The organism is Providencia rettgeri, assembly GCF_013702265.1.
In the GTDB taxonomy this organism is placed as follows: domain Bacteria; phylum Pseudomonadota; class Gammaproteobacteria; order Enterobacterales; family Enterobacteriaceae; genus Providencia; species Providencia zhijiangensis.
This window is the reverse complement of sequence record NZ_CP059348.1, coordinates 1,380,606-1,401,920: the sequence shown is the minus strand read 5'-3', so window position 1 is coordinate 1,401,920 and position 21,315 is coordinate 1,380,606. Positions and strand designations below refer to the sequence as shown.

Below are 21,315 nucleotides of genomic sequence, written 5' to 3'. Positions count from 1 at the left end.
TGTGGCTATTTCAAATTAGCGATATTTTAGGTTAATAACACTCTAAATTAAGACAGTCTGCAACAAATATTATTACTCATCCGTTGCCTGCAAATGATGCATATCACCATACAATTCAGTTAATAGCTGATATTGCTCTTCATCATAGAACGCGCATTGGCCTTCGCCGAAAGCTTTTGCGACTTCAATCATGAATTTCACAGTCGCGGCAATGTCCACTTCATGGCTAGCTCCCGTTGAGCAACCCGGCACAACAGTTTCAGTGCAAATTGCGACACCAACGACCGGAACTGTTGTTGAAACCGCTGGCTGCATAATACTATTGAGGTGATGAAGCCCATTGCCATAAGGCGTGATATCTTGGATAGATAACGGGAAAGTCACCGCATTTTGTCCGCTACTCCACTCCATTAAACGCAATAGATCCTCAGAAACAGGTAGGATATATCCCGATTTAACCGTCGGTGATAGCGCATAACCTTTATGGTTAATTAAGCGATTTCCTTTGGTGGTATCCACCGATAAAATGGCATCCGCTTCTGGGATCCCTTCATGAAGATTCATCGTAGCGTCTTCAAGGGGTGAATCCATAAAATCGACTGGCGTATGCGGACGAGTTGGCGCGTTTGGGCAGATATGCGTTGTAATGATCACATCCCCTTGTAATGCGTCCCCTCTTTGCTGCATTTGAGCCAACTTTAATCCCGTTGTGATGGCAGCAATTGCGCCATCCGCATCAGAAACAACCCCAATGCGCGAAGGTCTTGCACCCAAACCACCTAAACGCCCGATGATCCCTAGCGTTGGTGCATTCTTACCTTGGGACTTGCCTTGTATGCCTGGAATGGTGATTCTGACGAAATCGCTTTGGCCTTTTTGATCGACTACAGTCGTTGAAATGACTTGAACTGCGGGGAAATCCTGGAACAACTGAACAACATCATGCCCACTAACATTCGCACAATCGAGCAGCTCATAAACGCACAAAGTTTGCTTTAGAGTCATTGTACTTCCTTTAATTCTAATTATTTTTTTTAGAGTTTTAGAGTAAACGGGCACCAAAGGAGCACCCGCTTACTCTGAATACCCCTTAACTAAAGACAAAGGGTATATTTCCTGATGAAGGCGTATTCACGCACTTTGAATGGTATTTAATTATTATTTACTGCAACTACTCATTACTGAACTTTTACTGCTGATACTGCTTTATATCACAAGTTTTTTTGACTACTTGGTACTACGCTCTAACCAGTAAGGGTCCCCAACCATACATCCTAGGTAAGAAGCCTTACGGTAAAGATCTTGGGACAGCTGCACGATAATCTCATCGGTCATTTGTGACTCTGGGAGACTCAAACACAACGCATATAATGTATTTTGTGAAGGGTCATATACTGTACTGGATACAGAGGCGACACCGGCAACTGACTCATTGACTGAAAACTCCCAACCGCGTTCATTGATCACGCTAATGCGCGCATTTAAACTGGCTCGAGACTCTTCAGGCTCTAAATTAATTAAGTTTATGCGCTCACTTATCGGCAATCGTGCTAATAATGCGCGCCCCGTTGATGTACCGCCAATAGGTAAACGCGTTCCAGGCTGCGTAATCACTTGCAGCATACTGTTACCAATTCTGGCATGAACAACACGGACTTTGTCTTCATCTAACGCAGAGACATAACTGGTAAACCCAGTATCTTTCGTCAAACTGTCTAACGCTTCTAACGCCATATCAATTAAATGGTTCATGCCACGAGCTCGGTGGGCAATCTCCATAATCAACAAACCTGGACGATAAATCGGCGCGTTATTTTTCTTTTCGAGCAACCCAAGTTCTGCCATCTGCTTTAACAGACGTGAAGCAGAGCTTTTCGGCATCGATAATTCATTGACCAACGTGGTTACCGTTAACTCATTACCTGAGCGTAAAAATAAGCGATACACGTCGACAACACTTGTTAAAATACTCATACCTGAGTTTCCTGCACCAGCAAGCCATAATCCAGAGGCTTTCTATCCCTTAAATAAGGCACATTTAAACGCGTATGCGCCTGAAGACGAAAATCAATCTCACCAACTAACAACTGTTCTTGTTCGCAAGATGCCTCACACAAAACTTGCCCACGCGGGCCCATAATTTTACTGCCACCAAATAGGTGTAAATCTTCTTCATGCCCCCAGCGATTCACCGCTAGAAGATGCGTGCCATTCTCTAAAGCACGACACGCCGTATTGATATTCCACATATCTCGGTCTTGAATACACCACGCAGAAGGTGCAATTAGCAATTCAGCGCCTTGCAGAGTGAGGATCCGCGCCACTTCAGGGAAGCCCATGTCGTAGCAAATCATCACACCAATTTTGCCGATTGGCGTATCAAACACGGGGAAAGTATCCCCGCTTTTGAACCACTGCTTTTCAATACCAAACGCATGTACTTTACGAAATACGCCGCTGATATTCTCACAACCCGGATTCCAAACGCCTACAGAGTTATATACTTCACCAAGACGTTCACCGCGCTCAGCAAATCCCGCCACAATTGTGATATCTAGACGGGAAGCTAATTGGCTAAATAGGCAGTATGTTTCACTGCCATCAAAATCACTAAGATCCCATAACTGAGTGGAGAGTAGATCACCCCGATAGCCCGTTGTCGACAGCTCTGGGAAACAGATTAACTTAGCGCCTTGAGATGCCGCCTGCTCGCACAGTTGCGCCATACGCTGCAAGTTACCTATTTTATTCCCTAGTTCAGAATCAAACTGAGCCAGAGCTACTTTCACTTGGTTATCGGTCATCTATCTGTCCTCAATCTAAATGAGAAACTTGGCGGAAGTGAGTGCCTTTCTCGCCACGGAATGCCGCTAATAAGCGCATACCAACCCAGTAAGCCACTGCACCAACCAGTAAAGAGTTCAACGCTGGAACGCCAATATCTGCACCAAAAGGCCCCAGAGCAGAGGTGCCCCAACCGACGACAACCGCACAACACCATGCAACTAAAGTCACAGGGTTATACGCTTCACAGCGAGTTGGTAAAATGCCTTGTTCTCGGGTGATATCCAGCTCTTTTCTGTCACGTTTTAACAAGTAATAATCAACAACCATAATACCCGCGACAGGCGGAATCGAAATACCAAGATAAATTAAGAAACTAATAAAGTTATCTAAGATGCCTAACATGGAAGCCACGGTACCAAAAATACCAATAATCCATGTTAAATAACGGCGGTCAAAACGCTTATTAAAAATAGCGTTCAACAGTGTGGAGAAGCCGAGTGATGAAGAGTAGAGATTGATATCATTCATTTTAATTGTTGAGAAGATAACAATCGATGCACCTAGCAACCCAGTTAACGCCATCATCAAATCAAAAACTTGGCTTGTACGTAATGCTAAAGCCATTAATACCGCAATCATGTTGACGAAAAGCTCGCCACAGAATGTTCCAATCAATGTCATCCAGAACACATCTTTCGGCTTATGCATAAAGCGGCTGATGTCTGGTGTTGTTACAGCAGAGATGATAAAACCACCCGCAACCATCGTAATTGCAGCTGGCATTGTCATTAAAGGCCCGGCAGGTTCAGTGGCATTAATTAATAAACTAATGTCCTGTCCCGATAATAAATTATAAGTTGCCCAACCTAGTGCGAATAAAAATAGCGGTGTTGAAATATTCGCGGTAATAGATAAAAAGCGATACCCATATACCGTAATAATTGTCACCGCAATGCCTGTAATAAGCGACCAGGTCCCTGGTGTTAGCACGTTAGTCGCTTTATACATACCATCCGCGAAGAAACCATTTTGGACACCGAACCAACCCATTAAGGAGATAGCAATGGCTCCTCCAATTAATGCGGATCCTAGTTTTCCAAAACAAGACCACCGAGACAGTAGACTGATTGACATTCCTTCACGGCAAGCTGCCGCTCCGAGCCCCCAACTGACGACCTGTAAAATTACAGAACCGAGCATTGTGGCCCAAAACGCCTGCCAAAACGTTAATCCATAACCAAGCGCTGCACCTAGCATCACTTGCGAAACGCAAGCGAGTGAACCGATACGGAGGATCAACACTTCATAAAACGGTCGACGAGCACTTTGCGGTACCCGCGCCAGAGAATAATCTTCACCTGCTTTATTTGCCATTTTTTATGCCTGCTGTGTATGAGTCTTTACTTGTGATTTTTGGCTTTTCGCTAAAGCTCCATTTAATGGAACTAGGTTTCATTTATTCTACAAGACGAATAATATCCACGATCGGTACCAAATCGCAAGTAGAATTTACCTTTTTGATAGCTTTTTTATTATCGGTTATTTAAATAGGAGGAGAAATAGGAGGGAGTAAAAACAAAATAAGCTGTAAATTAATAGGTTAAAAATTCCGCATTTGATTAGAGAAACTTCATAAAATGAGTTATCAGCTATAGATAATTCTGATTTAGACACACCAATATGGAGTAAATTATCTTTTCATTGCAGTTAATCGCACAAAATATTCGACCTAAACAGCCATTCACCGATTATTTTATTTAATAAATTGCGTATTTGGTGAGAAAAAAGTTGTAGAGATCCCCTCTACAACTTTTCAAATAATCACGAATTGATAAATTACTCTCTTGCTAATGCATCAATTGGGTTTAATCTCGCCGCATTTCTTGCTGGTAGGAAACCAAAAATAATCCCAATCGCCGTTGAACACGCAAATGCACTGACGAGTGCAATAGGATCAAAAGCAAATGTCCAACCCGGCAGCGCCATTTGAGCAATCAAACTGACGCCATAAGATAAGCCAATTCCCATTAAGCCACCAATAAGGCACACTAACACGGCTTCAATAAGAAATTGCTGCATCACATCCATCGTACGGGCGCCTACCGCCATACGAATACCAATTTCACGAGTTCTTTCCGTGACAGACACCAACATAATATTCATCACACCAATCCCCCCAACCACAAGCGAAATGACAGCGACTAAAGTCAAAAAGAGCTGCATAGTTTGGGTGGTTTTTTCCGCTGTTTTGACCAACGTATCAATGTTATAGGTAAAAATATCCTTCTTACCGTGACGCAATGTCAGCAAGCGGGTCAGTTGCTGCTCAGCGACTTTCGCATCAATACCATCCTTCACTCTCACCACAATACTGTCATAGTAAGAACGATTAATCAGCTTACTGTTAATGGTTGTATCGGGTAAAAACACTTCTAGGCTTTTGCTGGAACCAAAAATTGATTTTTGCTCCCCCAAGACACCAATTACTGTCGCGGGCATATTTCCGATAAGCAATATCTCACCCACGACATTCTGTTTGTTCGGAAAAAAGCGTCGTTTCGTATTACCGTCAATCACCACCACAGGCGCACGCCGATCAAGCATATCCTGAGTAAATCCCATCCCTTCAGCGAATTTATTACCATAAACTTGGAAATAACCTACCCCCACTCCTGCGACTCTAGCCACCGCATCTAAATTACCTTTACGTAATCGAGCAGAGGTATCAATGGAACCCGTCACCGACTGAACATAAGGCTGCTGAGCAATGGCAGAAATATCAGAGGCTTTCAACGCTTGTCGATTTTCTGGGTCATCACTACCAAAATCTTTTCCGGGATACACCGAAATTGTATTGGTACCAATCGATTTAATATCATTCAATACCATCCCTTTGGCCGCATCACCAATCACCATGATGGATACCACTGAGGCAATCCCAATCACAATTCCCAGCATGGTCAGCAAGGTGCGCATTTTATTCACCACCATCGCGCGCCACGCCATTAGTAAGGCTTCACTGAATCGACTAATCCATTGCCCTAATGGATTTTTCTTCATCGCAACTTTTGCCGGAAACTCCACTTTCTTCATTGCTAGCACACCAGAATCATTGATGATTTCGCCATCTTTGATTTCAACGATCCGCTCTGCTTGTTGCGCGACTTTCGGGTCATGGGTAACGATGATCACCGTATGCCCTTGGGCACAAAGATCTTTTAAGATCTTCATGACCTCTTCCCCCGAATGGCTATCCAGCGCACCCGTCGGCTCATCCGCCAAAATAACCTGTCCACCATTCATCAGAGCGCGAGCAATACTGACTCTTTGTTGCTGTCCACCCGATAATTGGCTTGGGCGATAATTGACTCGCTCACCTAAGCCTAAACGCTGAAGTAATTGTTCCGCTCGTTCCTGGCGCTGAGACTTGCCTGCTCCCGCATAAATAGCGGGGATTTCGACATTTTGCTCAGCACTCAAATGGCTCAGTAAATGGTAACGCTGAAAGATAAAACCAAAATGTTCACGTCGTAATTGTGCCAACTGGTCATTATCTAAGGTCGCAATATTTTGCCCTGCAACGAAATATTCCCCTGATGAGGGTTTATCCAAGCATCCCAAAATATTCATCAGCGTCGATTTTCCCGACCCCGATGCCCCAATAATCGCCACCATTTCACCGGCATTTATTTTCAGCGAAACATCTTTGAGTACCGTGATCTCCTGTTCACCCGCAGGATAGCGCCGCGTAATGTTATGCAGCTCAAGTAAAGTCGTCATCATTACGATTCCGTCTCACTGCTGCGACCGACGATGACCTTATCCCCTTCCTTGAGCCCGCTAATCACTTCCACAGAGACATCATTGCGGCTGCCAATTTCAACGTTTCTCTTTTGCGGGATCCCGTCATTCAAGACTTCCACTTCATAGACTTGTGGAGTGACTTCGTTTCCTAACGCCAATAATGGAAGGAGCAGCACATTTTTATGGGATTCAAGCTCAATCACCACCTGTGCGGTCATTTGTAGCTTTAAAAGATGTTGAGGGTTTGGCACTTCAAAACGTGCATAGTAGAAAATTGCATCGTTAATTTTTTCAGGGGTCGGGAGGATATCTTTCAGTTTTCCCGCGAATTTTTTATCTGGGGCACCTAACACGGTAAAAGACGCACTTTGTCCCGGTTCGAGGTAGATAACATCCGCTTCGGAAACTTCCGCTTTAACCAACATCGTATCCAAATCAGCTAGCGTCAAAATCGTTGGTGCCTCTTGAGCGGCAATCACCGTTTGCCCTTGTAATGTCTTGATAAACGTCACAATACCATCCATTGGTGCTGTAATTTGGGTGTATTTCAGATTCGTTTTTGCGGTATCTAAAGAGGCACGATTACGTTTAATCTGCGACTGATACGTAGCCACTTTCGCTTTATTCACTTCCACATCAGTTCTGGCTTTATCCAGCTCTTGCTGAGCCACCGCTTGCACTTTTGATAGGCTTAAATGACGTTGGTAAGTCACTTGCGAAAGCTTTAGTTCAGCCTGAGCCAATGCCAAATTGGATTCTAACTCATGAATAGTTTCTTGAGATTCAGTGACTTCGTTTTGCGCTTTTTGCGGATCAATAACGGCGAGCAGATCGCCTTTTTTAACGGTATCACCTTCTTTGACATACAGTGTTTGTAGCTGGCCGCTAACCTGCGCCCCCACATCCACTTTACGCACAGCATCTAATTTACCCGTCGCCATAACCCGCTTATCGAGGTCACCACGAGTCACATCAACTGTTTGGTAGCTCTCTGGCTGCTGGTTACCAAGAAAAAACCATGCGGTCACCAGCGCCGCGAGTAGGACAAATATGCCATAAATCCATTTTTTTCTTGATACTGCCTTCATTAACTCTATTCCTATTTTCAATCAGAGGGCCGCCCCTCTCTTGAAAATAAGATAGCTGAATAATTATCACTCTTCACTAAACAGATTTAAGATTAACTGCAATTTATATCAATACGCCTTACCGCGCGCCAACCATGCGACTCTTGAGAACATATTTCTCAGAGCCGATGGTACTGCTTCAGGGCCTAATTCAGCGGCACGGTTTACGGTCGCCAGTGCTAAGTCTGGTTTTGACGTCCGTGCAATCGCTTTTAAAATCACACGGCGAGTGGATACTCGGGCATTTTCAGGAATTTCTGCAATTTCATGATACAAACCTTGAAACCCTTCGCGATACAGAAAATGTTCCATATCCGGTGCTGGTAACATGGTTAACCGATCTCTATCTGGCGAATTAATTTTGTTGGCATAATGCGTCGCTGTTGCGGCATATTTTCGCCCTGCTTCATCCCCATCAGTTAATACATGCCATTCAATGCCCATTTTATTGGCAAATTTTAATAACGGTTTTAAGCCACTTTGTGCAAAGGCAATTACCTTAATTCCTTCTGTTTCGAAGAAATAATTACACTGCCTCGCAAATTCACTCATTAGCCAAATTTCCGTTTCTCCCTCAACCAGTAGCCAACAACGGGCAAATAATGCGGAAGGTCGATTAAAACGAATATGGAAAGAGATTTTACGTAGCTCTTCAGCACTTAAATCCTGCGGGTTCAAACGATACGCAGATACTTTATTCGTATCACGAACGAGTCGGCATAAGCTATCAATTGGCGCTTGGGAAAGTAAATCGCCAGAATTGGTTGTGGTGATCCGCTGCAAGGAGAACAAGCTAAACAGCCCCCACGCAATAGACAACATAATAGGATGTAACCGTGTTTCAGGGTCTTCCACAATAATAATTGGGCGAGCATGTTTATCCAGCTCAATATTCCCTTTAGATTGCAGTAATGACGAAAACATCCCTAGGATAATCAGACGAATATTACGCTGGTTCGGCTTCGCAATTAATCGGTTAATATTATCCAATGCCTGCCAACCTCGCTTACGAGGCTCGATACTAATCATTGGATTATCCGTTTTCACCATATGACCACTTTTCCCTGAAAAGTAGTGGCTCAGCAATTGCTGCATCGCGTCCACCCCATCTTCAAGATCATTATCACTTAAGCGTTCCGGATTATTCACCAGCGCCATGGTCAATTCTTTAATCTGATGATTAAAGTTTTCACGGAAATTGTTACTTCCGCTGACTATCGTCTCGGGGTTTATACTATTTAAGAAACGCGCATCTCGTAAGCGGATTACGGGATATAAACGGACAATTTCTTTAATATACTTACCCACATTATCGAGGGATAACTTATTTCCCCCAGAATTTAAGAAGCATTTATCTACCGCAACACTGTTATCGTCTTTTAGTTCCGCACTCACTCGGAATAAAATATGTTTTAAGTCATCTCCATTATCAACCCAAACAGAAGCAAGATTTTGGAAACGATATGAATGATGGCGACCCGGGCGACTCTCACAGAACTTTAAGACAATCTGCAAAGTACGAAAACGTGTTTCATCATCCCCTGTTGGATGGTGAAAATCATTAGCTGTGAATTGGTATTCGCGATGTTCGGGAGAGAGCAAAATATCTAAAGCATCGAGTAAACTGGATTTACCCCATGAGTTTTCTCCGATCAGAACGGTATTATTATTGAGTTCTAAAGAAAGTCGGTTGATCCCTCTAAATCCGTATATTTCCACACGTTCCAGATACATATCTCTCTCCTTGCTATCGAAAACTGAGTTTGATTGTAACATCCTGACCGCTCAAGGATCCGTGAAACAACCTGAACTATCGCAAATAAAAGCTTACTCATTAAGCCGATTAATTACTATACGAGTCAACATAGTACAAAAAAAACACGTTACGATACATGTCCCTGTATTGAGCTTATTTATTTGGTGATATAGGATGTTTATGCTTTATTTTCCAGCATTTTTCTCCTATTTTTAGTTAATCAGCCATTGAAAAATATTTATCACCTGCGTGATATTTAGCATCACAGGCTAAATTTATTCATGTTTCGATAGCAATGTTCATGAATATTTAAATATAATCTGTTGTTTATATTGGCATAAGTTTATATTTGCATAAATTAGTGTAGTTAATGCAGTAAAACAAAATGAAATAAAAGGGCACTAACATGTATTCTGGCTTGCTGATTATTCTTTTACCTCTGTTTCTGGGTTACTTGATACCCATAAAAAATAAAAATGTGCTTCATCGAGTTCATCAGTCTTTAAATTCGATGGTGTACGTCATTTTATTTTTAATGGGTATTACCCTTGCTTTGCTTGAAAACCTCAGCGCACATTTAGTGTCCATCTTAATTTATGCCCTGACCTTCTTCGCCTGCATTTTTGGCCTCAATGCGCTTTCTTTAATTCTCCTGGATAAACTTGATCCGTGGAAAGTCCCACAGCACAAGCAAGAAAAGCCCCCTTCACGTATCAAAATGGTGTTTGAATCCTTGCAACTGTGTGGTGTCTTGCTCATTGGCTTTTTGGTGGGATTAACTGGATTTAAATTCTTACATTATGCGGATAAAGGCAGCCAAGTGGCGCTAATGTTGCTGCTGTTACTGGTTGGGGTACAACTGCGTAATAGTGGAATGCATATTCGACAAATTTTAATTAACCGCCGAGGAACCACTATTGCCTTAGTCATGGGAGTGAGCGCCCTTATCGGTGGGGCAGCCGCAGCCTTTTTCCTTGGCCTTCCTATCAAAATGGGGTTAGCTATCGCCTCTGGATTCGGTTGGTATTCACTTACCGGTATCTTAATTACCGATGCCTATGGCCCCGTGATGGGCAGCGCTGCATTTTTTAATGACCTATTGCGCGAATTGACTGCCATCATGTTGATTCCGTTAATTATTAATCGCTATCGCTCTACTGCATTGGGCATTTGTGGCTCTACGTCTATGGACTTTACTTTACCGGTATTGCAGCGCAGTGGTGGCGTGTCGATTGTCCCCGCCGCTATCGTTCATGGCTTCGTTTTAAGTCTAATTACGCCAATCCTTATGGCCTTCTTTACATAAGTAGAATTTCAGTCACAATAGCCGTTAATTTAGGTATCACAGGAAATTAACATGACGGGTAAACAACGAGTTTTAGTACTAGGCGCCAGTGGCTATATTGGGCAAAATTTAATTCCTAAATTATTGGAAGAAGGTCATGAAGTCACTGCTGCTGCCCGACGTGTAGACTGGATGCTGTCTCAAGGTTGGTCAGATACTCGCTGTATCTATGTGGATTTACACCAGCCTGAAACCCTGAAAAATATCATGGATGAGGTGGATATTGTTTACTTCCTCGTTCATAGCATGGCGGATCAAGCCAACCTTATTGAACGTGAACGTGAAGCGGCGCGCAATGTACAAAATGCACTGCAAGGCTCTAACGTCAAGCAGGTGATTTATCTCAGCGCACTGCAACACGGGCATACTTATTCCCCGCATTTAATTGCCAGACGCTTAACAGGGGAAATTCTGCGCGAAAGTGGTATTCCTGTGACTGAGATCCGCGCATCCATTATCGTTGGTTCAGGCTCTGCGGCCTTCGAAATTATGCGGGATATGGTGTATAACCTCGCCATTTTGACGCCGCCGCGTTGGGTTCGTTCAAAGTCATCCCCAATTGCCCTTGAAAATATCCTGTATTACCTCACGCAATTAGCCCAACTCCCCGTTACAGAAAGCCGAGTATTAGATGCGGGTGGCCCTGAATACATAAGCTACCAAGAGCTCTTCAAACGCTTTATTAAAGTCTCTGGAAAGCGCCGTTTGTTAATTCCAATTCCGATCCCTGTCAGTATGATCTCCGTGCACTTTATTAGTTTGATAACTTCTGTGCCGCCCACGATTGCCAAAGAGTTGATCCAAGGCTTACAACACGACCTGCCTGCGGACGATAAACTCATTCGCGAACTTATCCCGCAAACGCTGATTTCATTTGATGACGCGGTCAGAACCACATTAGCGGAAGAAGCCAGCGCCATTGATAACTCAGATTGGGGTTACGATCCTGAGGTAAGAAAACGCTGGAGACCGGGTTACGGCTACTACCCTAAACAAGCGGGCTTTACTTTTAGTACCACTGCAACCACAGAATCGCTCTGGCATACCGTCCAGCAAATTGGTGGAAAAGAAGGTTATTTTTACGCCAATATCCTTTGGAAAACACGCGCCATTATGGACGATATGATGTTGAATAAAGTCAAATATGGCAGACCTGATCGTGACACCTTACAGGTTGGTGATGAAGTTGATGGCTGGCGAGTCATTAATATGGAGCCAAATAAGCAACTTAGCTTGCTTTTTGGTATGAAAGCACCCGGTTTAGGTCGATTGACTTTCACTATTCATGATAGTGGAAATCTACGTTCAATTGATGTTCGTGCATGGTGGCACCCAGCGGGTTTCAGCGGATTACTCTATTGGTTTGCGATGATGCCAGCTCATTTGTTCATCTTTAAAGGAATGGCTAAGCGTATTAGTGAATTGGCGATTCAACGGGACAAAAAGCTTGTGACAGCGCCGATAGCGGAAGATAGCTCCAATAAGCCAGAATAAATTTAGCGTAAAAAACCAAATTTTTATGCATAAAACATTGCATAAATATGCTTACAGGATTAATATCGCGGGTAGTTAATTTAGATATTATTGGTAAGCATGAGCATTCAATTAAAAAACATAAACTGTTTCTACGGTAACCATCAGGCACTCTTTGATATCAACTTAGAGTGCTCTGCTGGTGAAACCATGGTATTACTCGGGCCAAGCGGCGCAGGGAAAAGCTCCTTACTGCGCGTACTGAACCTGCTAGAAATGCCACGTTCAGGTCAACTCAATGTTGCCAACCATACTTTTGATTTTGCCAAAGCACCAGATGCGAAAGCTATTCGCGATCTGCGCCAAAACGTAGGCATGGTTTTCCAGCAATATAATCTTTGGCCTCACTTAAGTGTGATGGATAACCTAATTGAAGCGCCATGCCGCGTTTTGAAGTTATCCAAACAGCAAGCCCAAGAAAAAGCCGCTAAGCTATTAGAGCGTTTACGTTTATCGCAATTTGCTGACCGCTATCCCCTGCATTTATCCGGCGGCCAACAACAGCGTGTCGCGATTGCTCGCGCCTTAATGATGGAACCACAAGTTCTGTTATTTGATGAGCCAACAGCCGCACTTGACCCTGAAATCACAGCGCAAGTGGTGGACATTATTCGTGAACTTTCAGCAACGGGGATCACCCAGGTTATCGTGACCCATGAAGTTGAAATTGCCCGTAAAACCGCAAGCCGTGTGGTCTATATGGAAAACGGTCATATTGTAGAGCAAGGAGATGCTAGCCACTTCGCTGCACCTCAAACCGAAGCATTTGCAAATTATCTATCCCATTAATAGATTCTGTCCCACTAATAGATATAGGATTAAGCAATGAAAAAATTATTATTAGCTACATTATTAGGCGCTGTAACCCTATCTGCGGCGGCGGCGGAAAAAGAGACTATCCGTTTTGCAACTGAAGCCACTTATGCCCCATTTGAAATGTTTGATAAAAACAACCAAATCGTAGGTTTTGACGTGGATCTGGCAAATGCAATGTGTGAAAAAATGAATGCAACCTGCACATTCACGCACCAATCTTTTGATAGCTTAATCCCAAGCCTGAAATTCCGTCGCTTTGAAGCGTTAATGGCGGGTATCGATATTACCCCTGAGCGTCAACAACAAGTGGATTTCACCGAAACTTACTATCCGAACTCCGCTGAATTTATTGCAGTAAAAGATAAAGTTACTGCTGTTGACCAGTTAAAAGGTAAAAAAATCGGGGTACAAAACGGTACCACACACCAGAAATACATTCTGGAACAACATAAAGATATGACGGTTGTCCCATATGATAACTACCAATCTGCCATTTTAGATCTGCAAAACGGTCGTATTAATGCGGTCTTCGGTGACACTGCCGTTGCTGATGAGTGGTTAAAAGCGAAAGGTAATGAAAACTTAGCGGCTGTGGGCGACAAAGTGACCGATCCACAATACTTTGGTATTGGTTTAGGTATCGCGGTTCGTAAAGGCAACAAAGAGTTGCTTGATAAGATGAACAAAGCCTTATCTGAAGTTAAAGCCGATGGCACCTACGATGCTATCCATAAAAAATGGTTTCAACAGTAGTCGATATAATTAATGAATGATTTATTCTTTTTAGCAAGTGCCGCCGGTATTACCGTCGGCCTTGCCGTTTTAGCGCTAGTCCTTGGATTGGTTCTCGCAATGCTATTTACCGCATGGGAATCTGTTCGGTTCAAACCTCTCGCCTTTTTAGGAACCTGCTGGGTCACGCTGATCCGTGGTTTACCTGAACTACTGGTGGTGCTGTTTGTCTATTTTGGAACGCTCCAGCTCATTAACCTGTTAGGTGATGGTATCGCCATTAACTTAGGTTTCTGGCAAGGTACATTCCAAATTGATCCGAGCATTTTCTTTGCTGACAGCGGCGAATTTGACTACACGCCATTCTTCTGTGGTGTGGTTGCGCTTGCACTGTTATATGCTTCTTACGCCTCACAGACCTTGCGTGGTGCCTTGAAAGCGGTGCCTTATGGTCAATGGGAAGCGGGATTGGCTCTTGGATTAAGCAAACGTACCATTTTCTTTCGCTATATCATGCCGCAAATGTGGCGTCATGCCCTGCCGGGCTTAGGTAACCAATGGCTAGTGTTACTCAAAGATACCGCGTTAGTCTCCTTAATTAGCGTCAACGACTTAATGCTACAGACCAAAACCATTGTGAACCGTACCCATGAACCGTTTACTTGGTACGCCATTGTGGGACTGATTTACCTTGCTATCACCCTATTAAGCCAATTGGTGCTAAAACGTATTGAACTGCGCACCACACGTTTTGAACGGAGTGATGCGAAATGATCGATTTAATTCTACAAATATTACCGGGATTACCGACCAGCTTGTCACTGACCTTCAGTGCGTTATTGGTGGCTTTTATCTTAGCCATCTTCTTTACGCTGATCTTATCCCTTAAAACTCCCGTCATTTCACAAGCAGTTAAGGTGTATATCACCCTATTCACCGGTACGCCCTTATTGGTGCAGTTTTTCTTGATTTATAATGGGCCTAGCCAATTTAAGTCACTGCAAGATTACCCAATGCTATGGGAGTTTATTTCGACGCCATGGGTTTGTGCGATGGTGGCATTAGCATTAAACAGCGCAGCCTATTCCACGCTGTTATTCCATGGAGCGGTAAAAGCCATTCCGTCGGGTCAGTGGCAATCTTGCCAAGCGTTGGGTATGAATAAGCTGCAAACCATGCGGATTATTCTCCCTTATGCGTTTAAACGTTCACTTTCATCCTATTCCAACGAAGTGGTACTGATTTTCAAAAGTACCTCTCTCGCCAGCACCATTACGATGCTGGATATTATGGGCTACAGTAGCCAAGTATTTGGGCAAACATGGGATGTTATGGCGTTCGTCGCGGCAGGGATTATCTATCTTGTGGTAAACGCGATTCTGACGTTAATTATGCGTCTGATTGAGCGTAAAGCATTGGCATTTGAACATCGTAGCTAAATTTAGCTTGCCATTTCGTCCATAAGCTCATTGTTTTTACACATAAAAAAGCTTGGTTCAACACCAAGCTTTTTTTATATGAAAAATATACATAGCCAATTACTTTTGTATATATTGATTTTTGAAAGATAGAACCTTTTTGTATTGGTAGCATGAATTATTGCAAAATAATACTGATTAAATAAGGTTATCTATATGATTACAAAAGTTAAATTTTCCATTCCTTTTCAACAAGCGCCTATTGTTGATTACATCGCAACGAATATCCCCAGTCTATTTGAAAATAAACTTGTCAAAGTCTCAAATATTAGCCCTATTCAAGCGGGTATTTGCCGTGGTCTTTCCACTTGTTTTCTGATGCATGAGAACAATAACCGTGGCACGCAATATATAGAGAAGATAAATGAGTCCTTGGACACTCTAACCCATTCTGAAGAGCCTCAAGATACACTCGATGAGTATCTTTTAAATTTAACTAAAAAAATTAAACTCGCAGAGTTTAACGTTCTAATTCATCAAGCCATCAATGAGCAAATAGATTATGGGAATGCCACTGAATTAAATAATCTATCACTCGATATAAATAATTTCACACTTAGAGAGATAGGTGCTCAGGAAGAAAATATTGAATATTTGGTTAACTTACTTCAAATACCCGAAATCACTCAAAAATTAAATGAACCCGATACGTTTCTCACTGACTATAATTTTCCTGCCAATATAGAACGTTACATAAATAAAATATTGAATAAAGATAATACTGACCATTTATATTTATCCAGTGAAAATGTAGAAAAAATCAACGAGAAATTATCGAACAAAAAACCATTAACCATAAATGACGCCAAGCTAATTCTAACCTCGTTTTTTCTACATGAAGTAGACAGAATCACCCTTATATCAGCGGCTAGGAAAGTGTATTCCGGATTAATCAATGACAATAGCTATACACTAAAAGATAGACACAATACGAACCATGATGGCGAGTTAAAAACACTCTCTCAAATTGAACTTGATATCGATGAATCGATAAAAAACAATGCCTACTATTACTGCCTTCTCGCTAGCCTAAATCACTGTATGGCCATATCCGCGCAGCGTTGCCATCAAAAAGTAATATATAAATTTTTTGATCCTAATGAAGGAATTTTAATTTCAGAAGATAGCTACGAATTTTTCAATCAATTGTTCCAAATTTTCAATGAGTTTAATATCAATGGGAAAACTGAGCGTTCTTATGCTGGTCACACTCTGCTTAATGTCAGACTTATTCAGAAAAAAACTGATAGTCACAATAGAATAAAATTATTCTCACTGACCAATAATGAAATCCAAGACAATATAAAAAAATCTCTAATAAAAAACAAAATAGAAATTACATTATCAGAAAATTTCAAAATGAAGCTAAAACACCATGACTCAATAAACAGTGAAACCCAATTGTCGATTGTGGGGTTGAAGAGGAAATGGAACATCTACACAACTGAAACGGATGTTGAAAAGATGATATTAACCGTTGCTGAAAAGCTCCCATTAATAAAAAACAAAAAAGGTAATTTGTCTATTGATGAATATGGAGAAATTCATAATAGATAGGCGCAAGCCTATCTATTCTAATCACTATTTTCGCTTCAATAAGCTCAATACTTCATAGTGTGCGGTATGCGGGAACATATCAAACAGTTGAACTTTGCAAACTTCGTATCCTGATAATAACTCAAAGTCTTGCGCCATGGTTTGGGCATTGCAGCTGGAATAGAGAATATATTCCGGATGCATATCGGATAAATAGTTGCATAAATTCTTACCGATACCGCGGCGTGGTGGATTCACCAATACTAAATCAGGAATATCTTGGCGACTGGTGGCAAAATTGGTTGAATCTAATGCTTGGAATTCCACATGCTGCAAACCCAGCTCTTGGGCAGACTGGCGAGCGCACTCAATAGCGGGCGCACTAATTTCAATACCCGTTAGCCTGGTCGTCTTATCCGCGCAATGCAAACCAAAGCCACCCACACCGCAAAACAGATCCCACAAGCTGGATATATTCAGCGCTTTGACCCATTCTCTGGCTGTTTGATATAGCTGTGCAGCCACAATAGGGTTGGTTTGGAAAAAACTTTGCGGGCGAATAAACAGAGGAACTTGGTTAAACTCATCCCTCAGCACATGTTGCTCAGTGAACATAATTTCCTGCTCACCTTCTAAAATAGCCATATGTACGGGCTGAATATTGGCAGTGATCACGGCCAATTGCGGCAATTTTTCTTGTAACCAAGGTAATGCTTTTTGTAATTGATCAATTTTTTTATCGGAGCGCAAGACAAAACGCAACATAAATTGTTTGGTATGCCAGCTTTGAGTCAGCAAAATATATTTTAGCTCACCGCGCTTACGTTCAATGTTATAAGGGGTTAACCCAGCTCTCGCGATAAAAGGCATAAGCTGCGCGAAGATTTCTGAAAATTCAGTGGGATATAACGGGCACTCCGTTAAACTAACAGCATCTCCATCACGGTTAACAATACCCAAAATCGGTTTTTCAACACTACCACTGACAACCATTTTGGCTTTATTGCGAAATCCTTCAAATGGCCCCGTCACTGGCGTCAAAAATAAAGATGACGCCAAAGAAGGCAATAAAGATTGCAGATTATCTTGTTTACGGGAAATTTGCTGTTCTGGCGATAATTCTAGCCACTGACAGGAGCGACATTCTCCTGCCAAATATTTTTCACAATGCATAGGGTATTTAGTGAATAATTACAGAAGGTTTATCATCAACGTCGGATTCAGTGTCGTCATCATTATCATCCGACTCTAACTCTTCATACTCATCTTGGTTTGCATACAGTAGATTATTACTGAAAATTTCAAACACAATACCGGAAATTTGCTCTTCGGCCTGCTGTAAGAAATGGCTAAATTGGCGATAAGTAATTCCGGCTTCTAACGAAAATGATTGGCTAACCACCAACTTAGGTAGATTTTCATTATTAATTTCGAGAAAAACTTTTGCCGTTAATGAACTGGCGTTAATTTGGCTAATATTTGCCACCAGCGTAATAATCGCGGTAGGTTTAAGTTCTGCCAATGCTGAGAGTACTAACACATTATTAATAATGTCTAATTTAGCATCAAAGATCCCATCAATATTTTGCATATGAGGGAGATGCAAAGCAGCACAAGAATCACACTCGAAATAAGAGGTTTTGAGTTGGTCGAGCCACTCTCGCAGCTGTGAGATATCTGGGTAACAAATAGAATCCATGAGCAATAACCTTCTTCAACTCAAAATAGCGATATACCAAAAATAACCATATTCATGCCAACCAAGCACTCATACTAATAATTCATTCTAACAAATAGAAAGCGGACAATTTTCACACATAGCCAGTCTAAACACCAGTAAAACCATGCCCTGCTCTACTTTTCGTCTGGTTTATCATCATCTCGTGTCGCCTCTTTTGGTTGATTACGACGATCACGACTTGCGCCACCCGATTTATTATCAATGCCCAAAAAAGTAAGGCCATGAACGGCTCGCCAGATAATATTGATCATCGCTGGGATTAAACACCCCATTCCAACCAGCACCATAGAGACAATCGCGCCAGAGCTGGCTAGCCATTCCGGCAGCGTAATATAGTCATTAGTGGCAAGTAATACGGTGATTAGTAATAATATTCCGATACCCTCAAGAAATAGAACGGGTTTTGGCATATCCGCTAGTGAGCGCATCGTCCCTTTAGTCTCTTTTATGGGTTTTTGCTGTTGTTCCATGATGTTTTCCTTCGTTTTATTACCTTATATTGACAGTATCGTCACCACCACTAGCAAATTATATAGACTGCCTATAGCTATGAAAGGAAAATTCAACTTTTATTTAGAAGCTGATGTTGGCATAGTATTGGGCATTATTATTTTGTATCTGAATAGTCATTAGAATCTGAGTTCTAAATTTAAGGAGATATTATGTACACTGTTATTTTTGGTCGCCCTGGTTGCCCATACTGTGTTCGTGCTAAAGAACTTGCAGAAAAACTGAAGAATGAACGTGACGACTTCGATTATCGCTATGTTGATATCCAAGCGGAAGGTATCTCTAAAGAAGACTTATCCAAAACCGTTGGTAAAACTGTAGAAACCGTTCCTCAAATCTTTATCGATGAAAAACACATCGGTGGTTGCACCGATTTTGAAGCATACGCTAAAGAAAATCTGAGTCTGTATAAGTAATCAATCTTACAAGACATTTTCTTTTATAAAGCCCCAGATGAGCCTCTCATTTGGGGCTTTATTTTTTCTTTTTGTGCTATGCAAAAATGTTTTCATCAAAAATTGCACTTTTTCTGATCACCGAGAGAACTTTCCTCCTTTGCTGTAGTCTTAATTAGTGCCACTGCTTTTCTTTGATGTCCCCATATTGAGGAGCCCGATAGCCATTTGATTCTTTCATGCTATCGGGTTTTTTGTGTCTAGAACTTTTGCATTGCCCTGATAAATCACTGTTATTGAGCAAATATTGATTGAGTTAATGTTTAACAAAAAGTAAATTTGTCAGCTTGAGTAGCAAGGTCTAGAGCGTGTCTTAATTCACCCCTTCCCATTGCTATGTCCCGTCTTCTTGAGAACTAATGTCCGAGGTACTCTGATCGTGCTGGAACAACTAAATCTGGATCTTTTTAATCTGATCAACGCAACGCCTGAGTCCGCAAGTGGTACTATTGCGTTAGCCACGGTGATCGCCAAACGCTTGATCCTTATTTTCCCGCTATTTACTGTTGCGTGTTGGTTTTGGGGTGCGCAGTCAAATATGACTCGCCAACGCACCTTTGCCTGCAAAACGGCTTACGCCATTGTCATTGGCTTAGTAATTTCTTGGTTGATTGGTTATTTTGCACCCCATGAGCGTCCTTTCGTGATGGGCATTGGCTCTAATTTCTTAGATCACGACGCAACTCCGTCTTTCCCGAGTAACCATGGAACTATTGTCTTCACTTTCGTTTTTGCTTTCTTATTCTGGCTAAGAACATGGGTTGGCTTCGTGTTTATGGTTCCTGCCATCGTTATTGCATGGTCTCGAATTTATCTTGGTGTTCACTGGCCGTTAGACATGGTCGGTGCATTTATCTTAGGTGCTATTTCTTGCGGTTTATCTCAGCTGATTTGGGCTGTGGGCGGCAGTGTTATTCAACAACCAATCACTCGTCTTTACCACCTCGTATTTGGTTCTCTCATTCGTAAAGGATGGATGCAACCTTAATTGGTGATTTAAAGTACTGACCTATTATCAGTGTCAGTACTTTCCCCTTCATTTTCCTCATCATTAAATATTGAGCTAAATCAAAGTTTGTTTTCATTTATTTTTAGCAGTAATAACTTTATTTGAATTTATCAAATAAATATTAAAACAATTAATTAACAAATATTTTGTAACTATTTCTTATTATTTTTTGCGACAAAAAATAAGTATTCTATTTCTAATCTTAAATCCCCTAAAACAATTAACATATTCCGCAAGAACATTAATTAACCAAAAAAATTAATCACGTTATTAATCAATTAACGTAAAGATATAAATCCCTTTAATATCAACATGTTAAAATAAAACTCAGCTGGGTATTTCTCTAAAGAATAAAGCGGTTTTTTCATCCGTATTTTCAAGTCATTGATCATCTGATTGACGTTAATTTTTTTATTAACATGATAACGGTTTTAATGTTTTGTATTTTTATATAAATAAATTTGTCGAATAATCATTTTATGAACATTGCCGAAAATCTATGAAAACTAGCACTAAGTTAAATTCCATTAACAATTTTACAAAATTCACTGTGACCTGATAAACATGGGGGATATTTCTCTTTTGAGATAATGATCACGGCATTTTGTTCTGCTAAAATGTAGATTCTCACACTCAAAATCCACTTTTAAAAATTACTTATAAAATTACAAAACTGATTGAAAATG

19 protein-coding genes are annotated in these 21,315 nt (G+C 41.5%); 9 read left to right on the top strand and 10 right to left on the bottom strand.

Annotation, left to right across the window (positions count from 1 at the left end; all coding sequences use genetic code 11):
• Window positions 1-72 precede the first annotated feature (72 nt).
• The 7 genes from H0913_RS06335 to H0913_RS06305 all read right to left on the bottom strand — a co-directional run bounded on the left by H0913_RS06335 (window position 73) and on the right by H0913_RS06305 (window position 9,452).
• A complete protein-coding gene (locus tag H0913_RS06335; protein ID WP_154604320.1) occupies window positions 73-1,005 on the bottom strand; it encodes a DUF1177 domain-containing protein in 933 nt (310 codons plus the stop codon).
• A gap of 222 nt (window positions 1,006-1,227) precedes the next feature.
• On the bottom strand, window positions 1,228-1,974 hold the full coding sequence (locus H0913_RS06330) for an IclR family transcriptional regulator (protein ID WP_181478199.1): 747 nt from the start codon (window positions 1,972-1,974) through the stop codon (window positions 1,228-1,230).
• Window positions 1,971-2,804, bottom strand: coding sequence for a nitrilase-related carbon-nitrogen hydrolase (locus tag H0913_RS06325; protein ID WP_154604322.1), 834 nt, complete (start codon window positions 2,802-2,804; stop codon window positions 1,971-1,973). Before H0913_RS06325 ends, H0913_RS06330 begins: the two co-directional genes overlap by 4 nt.
• 10 nt (window positions 2,805-2,814) lie before the next feature.
• Entirely contained in the window at window positions 2,815-4,161 is a 1,347-nt protein-coding gene (locus tag H0913_RS06320) for a purine-cytosine permease family protein (protein WP_181478198.1), read from the bottom strand.
• 462 nt (window positions 4,162-4,623) lie between these two features.
• Window positions 4,624-6,567, bottom strand: a complete 1,944-nt coding sequence (gene macB / locus H0913_RS06315; protein WP_154604453.1) for a macrolide ABC transporter ATP-binding protein/permease MacB — start codon at window positions 6,565-6,567, stop codon at window positions 4,624-4,626.
• Window positions 6,568-6,569: 2 nt separating this feature from the next.
• Window positions 6,570-7,679 (bottom strand): macrolide transporter subunit MacA, encoded by a 1,110-nt coding sequence (gene macA, locus H0913_RS06310; RefSeq protein ID WP_154604324.1) that lies wholly within the window; start codon window positions 7,677-7,679, stop codon window positions 6,570-6,572.
• A gap of 108 nt (window positions 7,680-7,787) precedes the next feature.
• Window positions 7,788-9,452 (bottom strand): ATP-dependent nuclease, encoded by a 1,665-nt coding sequence (locus H0913_RS06305; protein ID WP_154604325.1) that lies wholly within the window; start codon window positions 9,450-9,452, stop codon window positions 7,788-7,790.
• Between the two features lie 428 nt (window positions 9,453-9,880).
• Between H0913_RS06305 and H0913_RS06300 the strand changes: the two genes are divergently transcribed.
• The 7 genes from H0913_RS06300 (at window position 9,881) to H0913_RS06270 (ending at window position 16,935) form a co-directional block, all read left to right on the top strand.
• Entirely contained in the window at window positions 9,881-10,780 is a 900-nt protein-coding gene (locus H0913_RS06300; protein ID WP_036951864.1) for a lysine exporter LysO family protein, read from the top strand.
• Between the two features lie 51 nt (window positions 10,781-10,831).
• Entirely contained in the window at window positions 10,832-12,313 is a 1,482-nt protein-coding gene (locus H0913_RS06295; protein WP_154604326.1) for a DUF2867 domain-containing protein, read from the top strand.
• Between the two features lie 99 nt (window positions 12,314-12,412).
• Entirely contained in the window at window positions 12,413-13,141 is a 729-nt protein-coding gene (gene artP / locus H0913_RS06290; RefSeq protein ID WP_154604327.1) for an arginine ABC transporter ATP-binding protein ArtP, read from the top strand.
• Between the two features lie 36 nt (window positions 13,142-13,177).
• Window positions 13,178-13,921, top strand: coding sequence for an arginine ABC transporter substrate-binding protein (gene artJ, locus H0913_RS06285; RefSeq protein ID WP_132494435.1), 744 nt, complete (start codon window positions 13,178-13,180; stop codon window positions 13,919-13,921).
• Window positions 13,922-13,933: 12 nt separating this feature from the next.
• The gene (artQ, locus tag H0913_RS06280) at window positions 13,934-14,674 is read left to right on the top strand and encodes an arginine ABC transporter permease ArtQ (protein WP_036951876.1); all 741 of its coding nucleotides are present in this window, start codon (window positions 13,934-13,936) and stop codon (window positions 14,672-14,674) included.
• Window positions 14,671-15,339, top strand: coding sequence for an arginine ABC transporter permease ArtM (gene artM, locus H0913_RS06275; protein WP_036951879.1), 669 nt, complete (start codon window positions 14,671-14,673; stop codon window positions 15,337-15,339). The genes artQ and artM overlap by 4 nt, the downstream gene beginning before the upstream one ends.
• Window positions 15,340-15,534: 195 nt before the next feature.
• Window positions 15,535-16,935: a hypothetical protein gene (locus tag H0913_RS06270; protein ID WP_181478197.1), complete on the top strand. Its 1,401-nt coding sequence runs from the start codon at window positions 15,535-15,537 to the stop codon at window positions 16,933-16,935.
• A gap of 24 nt (window positions 16,936-16,959) precedes the next feature.
• Here the strand turns inward: H0913_RS06270 and rlmC are convergent, their stop codons facing one another.
• From rlmC to H0913_RS06255, 3 genes are all read right to left on the bottom strand, one after another.
• Window positions 16,960-18,087 carry a 23S rRNA (uracil(747)-C(5))-methyltransferase RlmC gene (rlmC, locus tag H0913_RS06265; RefSeq protein ID WP_181478195.1) on the bottom strand — a complete coding sequence of 376 codons (1,128 nt, stop codon included), beginning with the start codon at window positions 18,085-18,087 and terminating at the stop codon, window positions 16,960-16,962.
• Window positions 18,088-18,094: 7 nt separating this feature from the next.
• Window positions 18,095-18,613, bottom strand: coding sequence for a YbjN domain-containing protein (locus H0913_RS06260; protein ID WP_181478193.1), 519 nt, complete (start codon window positions 18,611-18,613; stop codon window positions 18,095-18,097).
• 155 nt (window positions 18,614-18,768) lie between these two features.
• Window positions 18,769-19,125: a YbjC family protein gene (locus H0913_RS06255; RefSeq protein ID WP_154604330.1), complete on the bottom strand. Its 357-nt coding sequence runs from the start codon at window positions 19,123-19,125 to the stop codon at window positions 18,769-18,771.
• A gap of 192 nt (window positions 19,126-19,317) precedes the next feature.
• Here H0913_RS06255 and H0913_RS06250 point away from each other — a divergent pair, with 192 nt between their 5' ends.
• Both H0913_RS06250 and ybjG read left to right on the top strand, forming a co-directional pair.
• Complete coding sequence (locus tag H0913_RS06250; RefSeq protein WP_006657693.1) at window positions 19,318-19,581, top strand: GrxA family glutaredoxin; 264 nt, start codon at window positions 19,318-19,320, stop codon at window positions 19,579-19,581.
• A 418-nt stretch (window positions 19,582-19,999) separates the two neighbouring features.
• A complete protein-coding gene (ybjG, locus tag H0913_RS06245) occupies window positions 20,000-20,608 on the top strand; it encodes an undecaprenyl-diphosphate phosphatase (protein WP_181478191.1) in 609 nt (202 codons plus the stop codon).
• The last annotated feature ends 707 nt before the right edge of the window (window positions 20,609-21,315 follow it).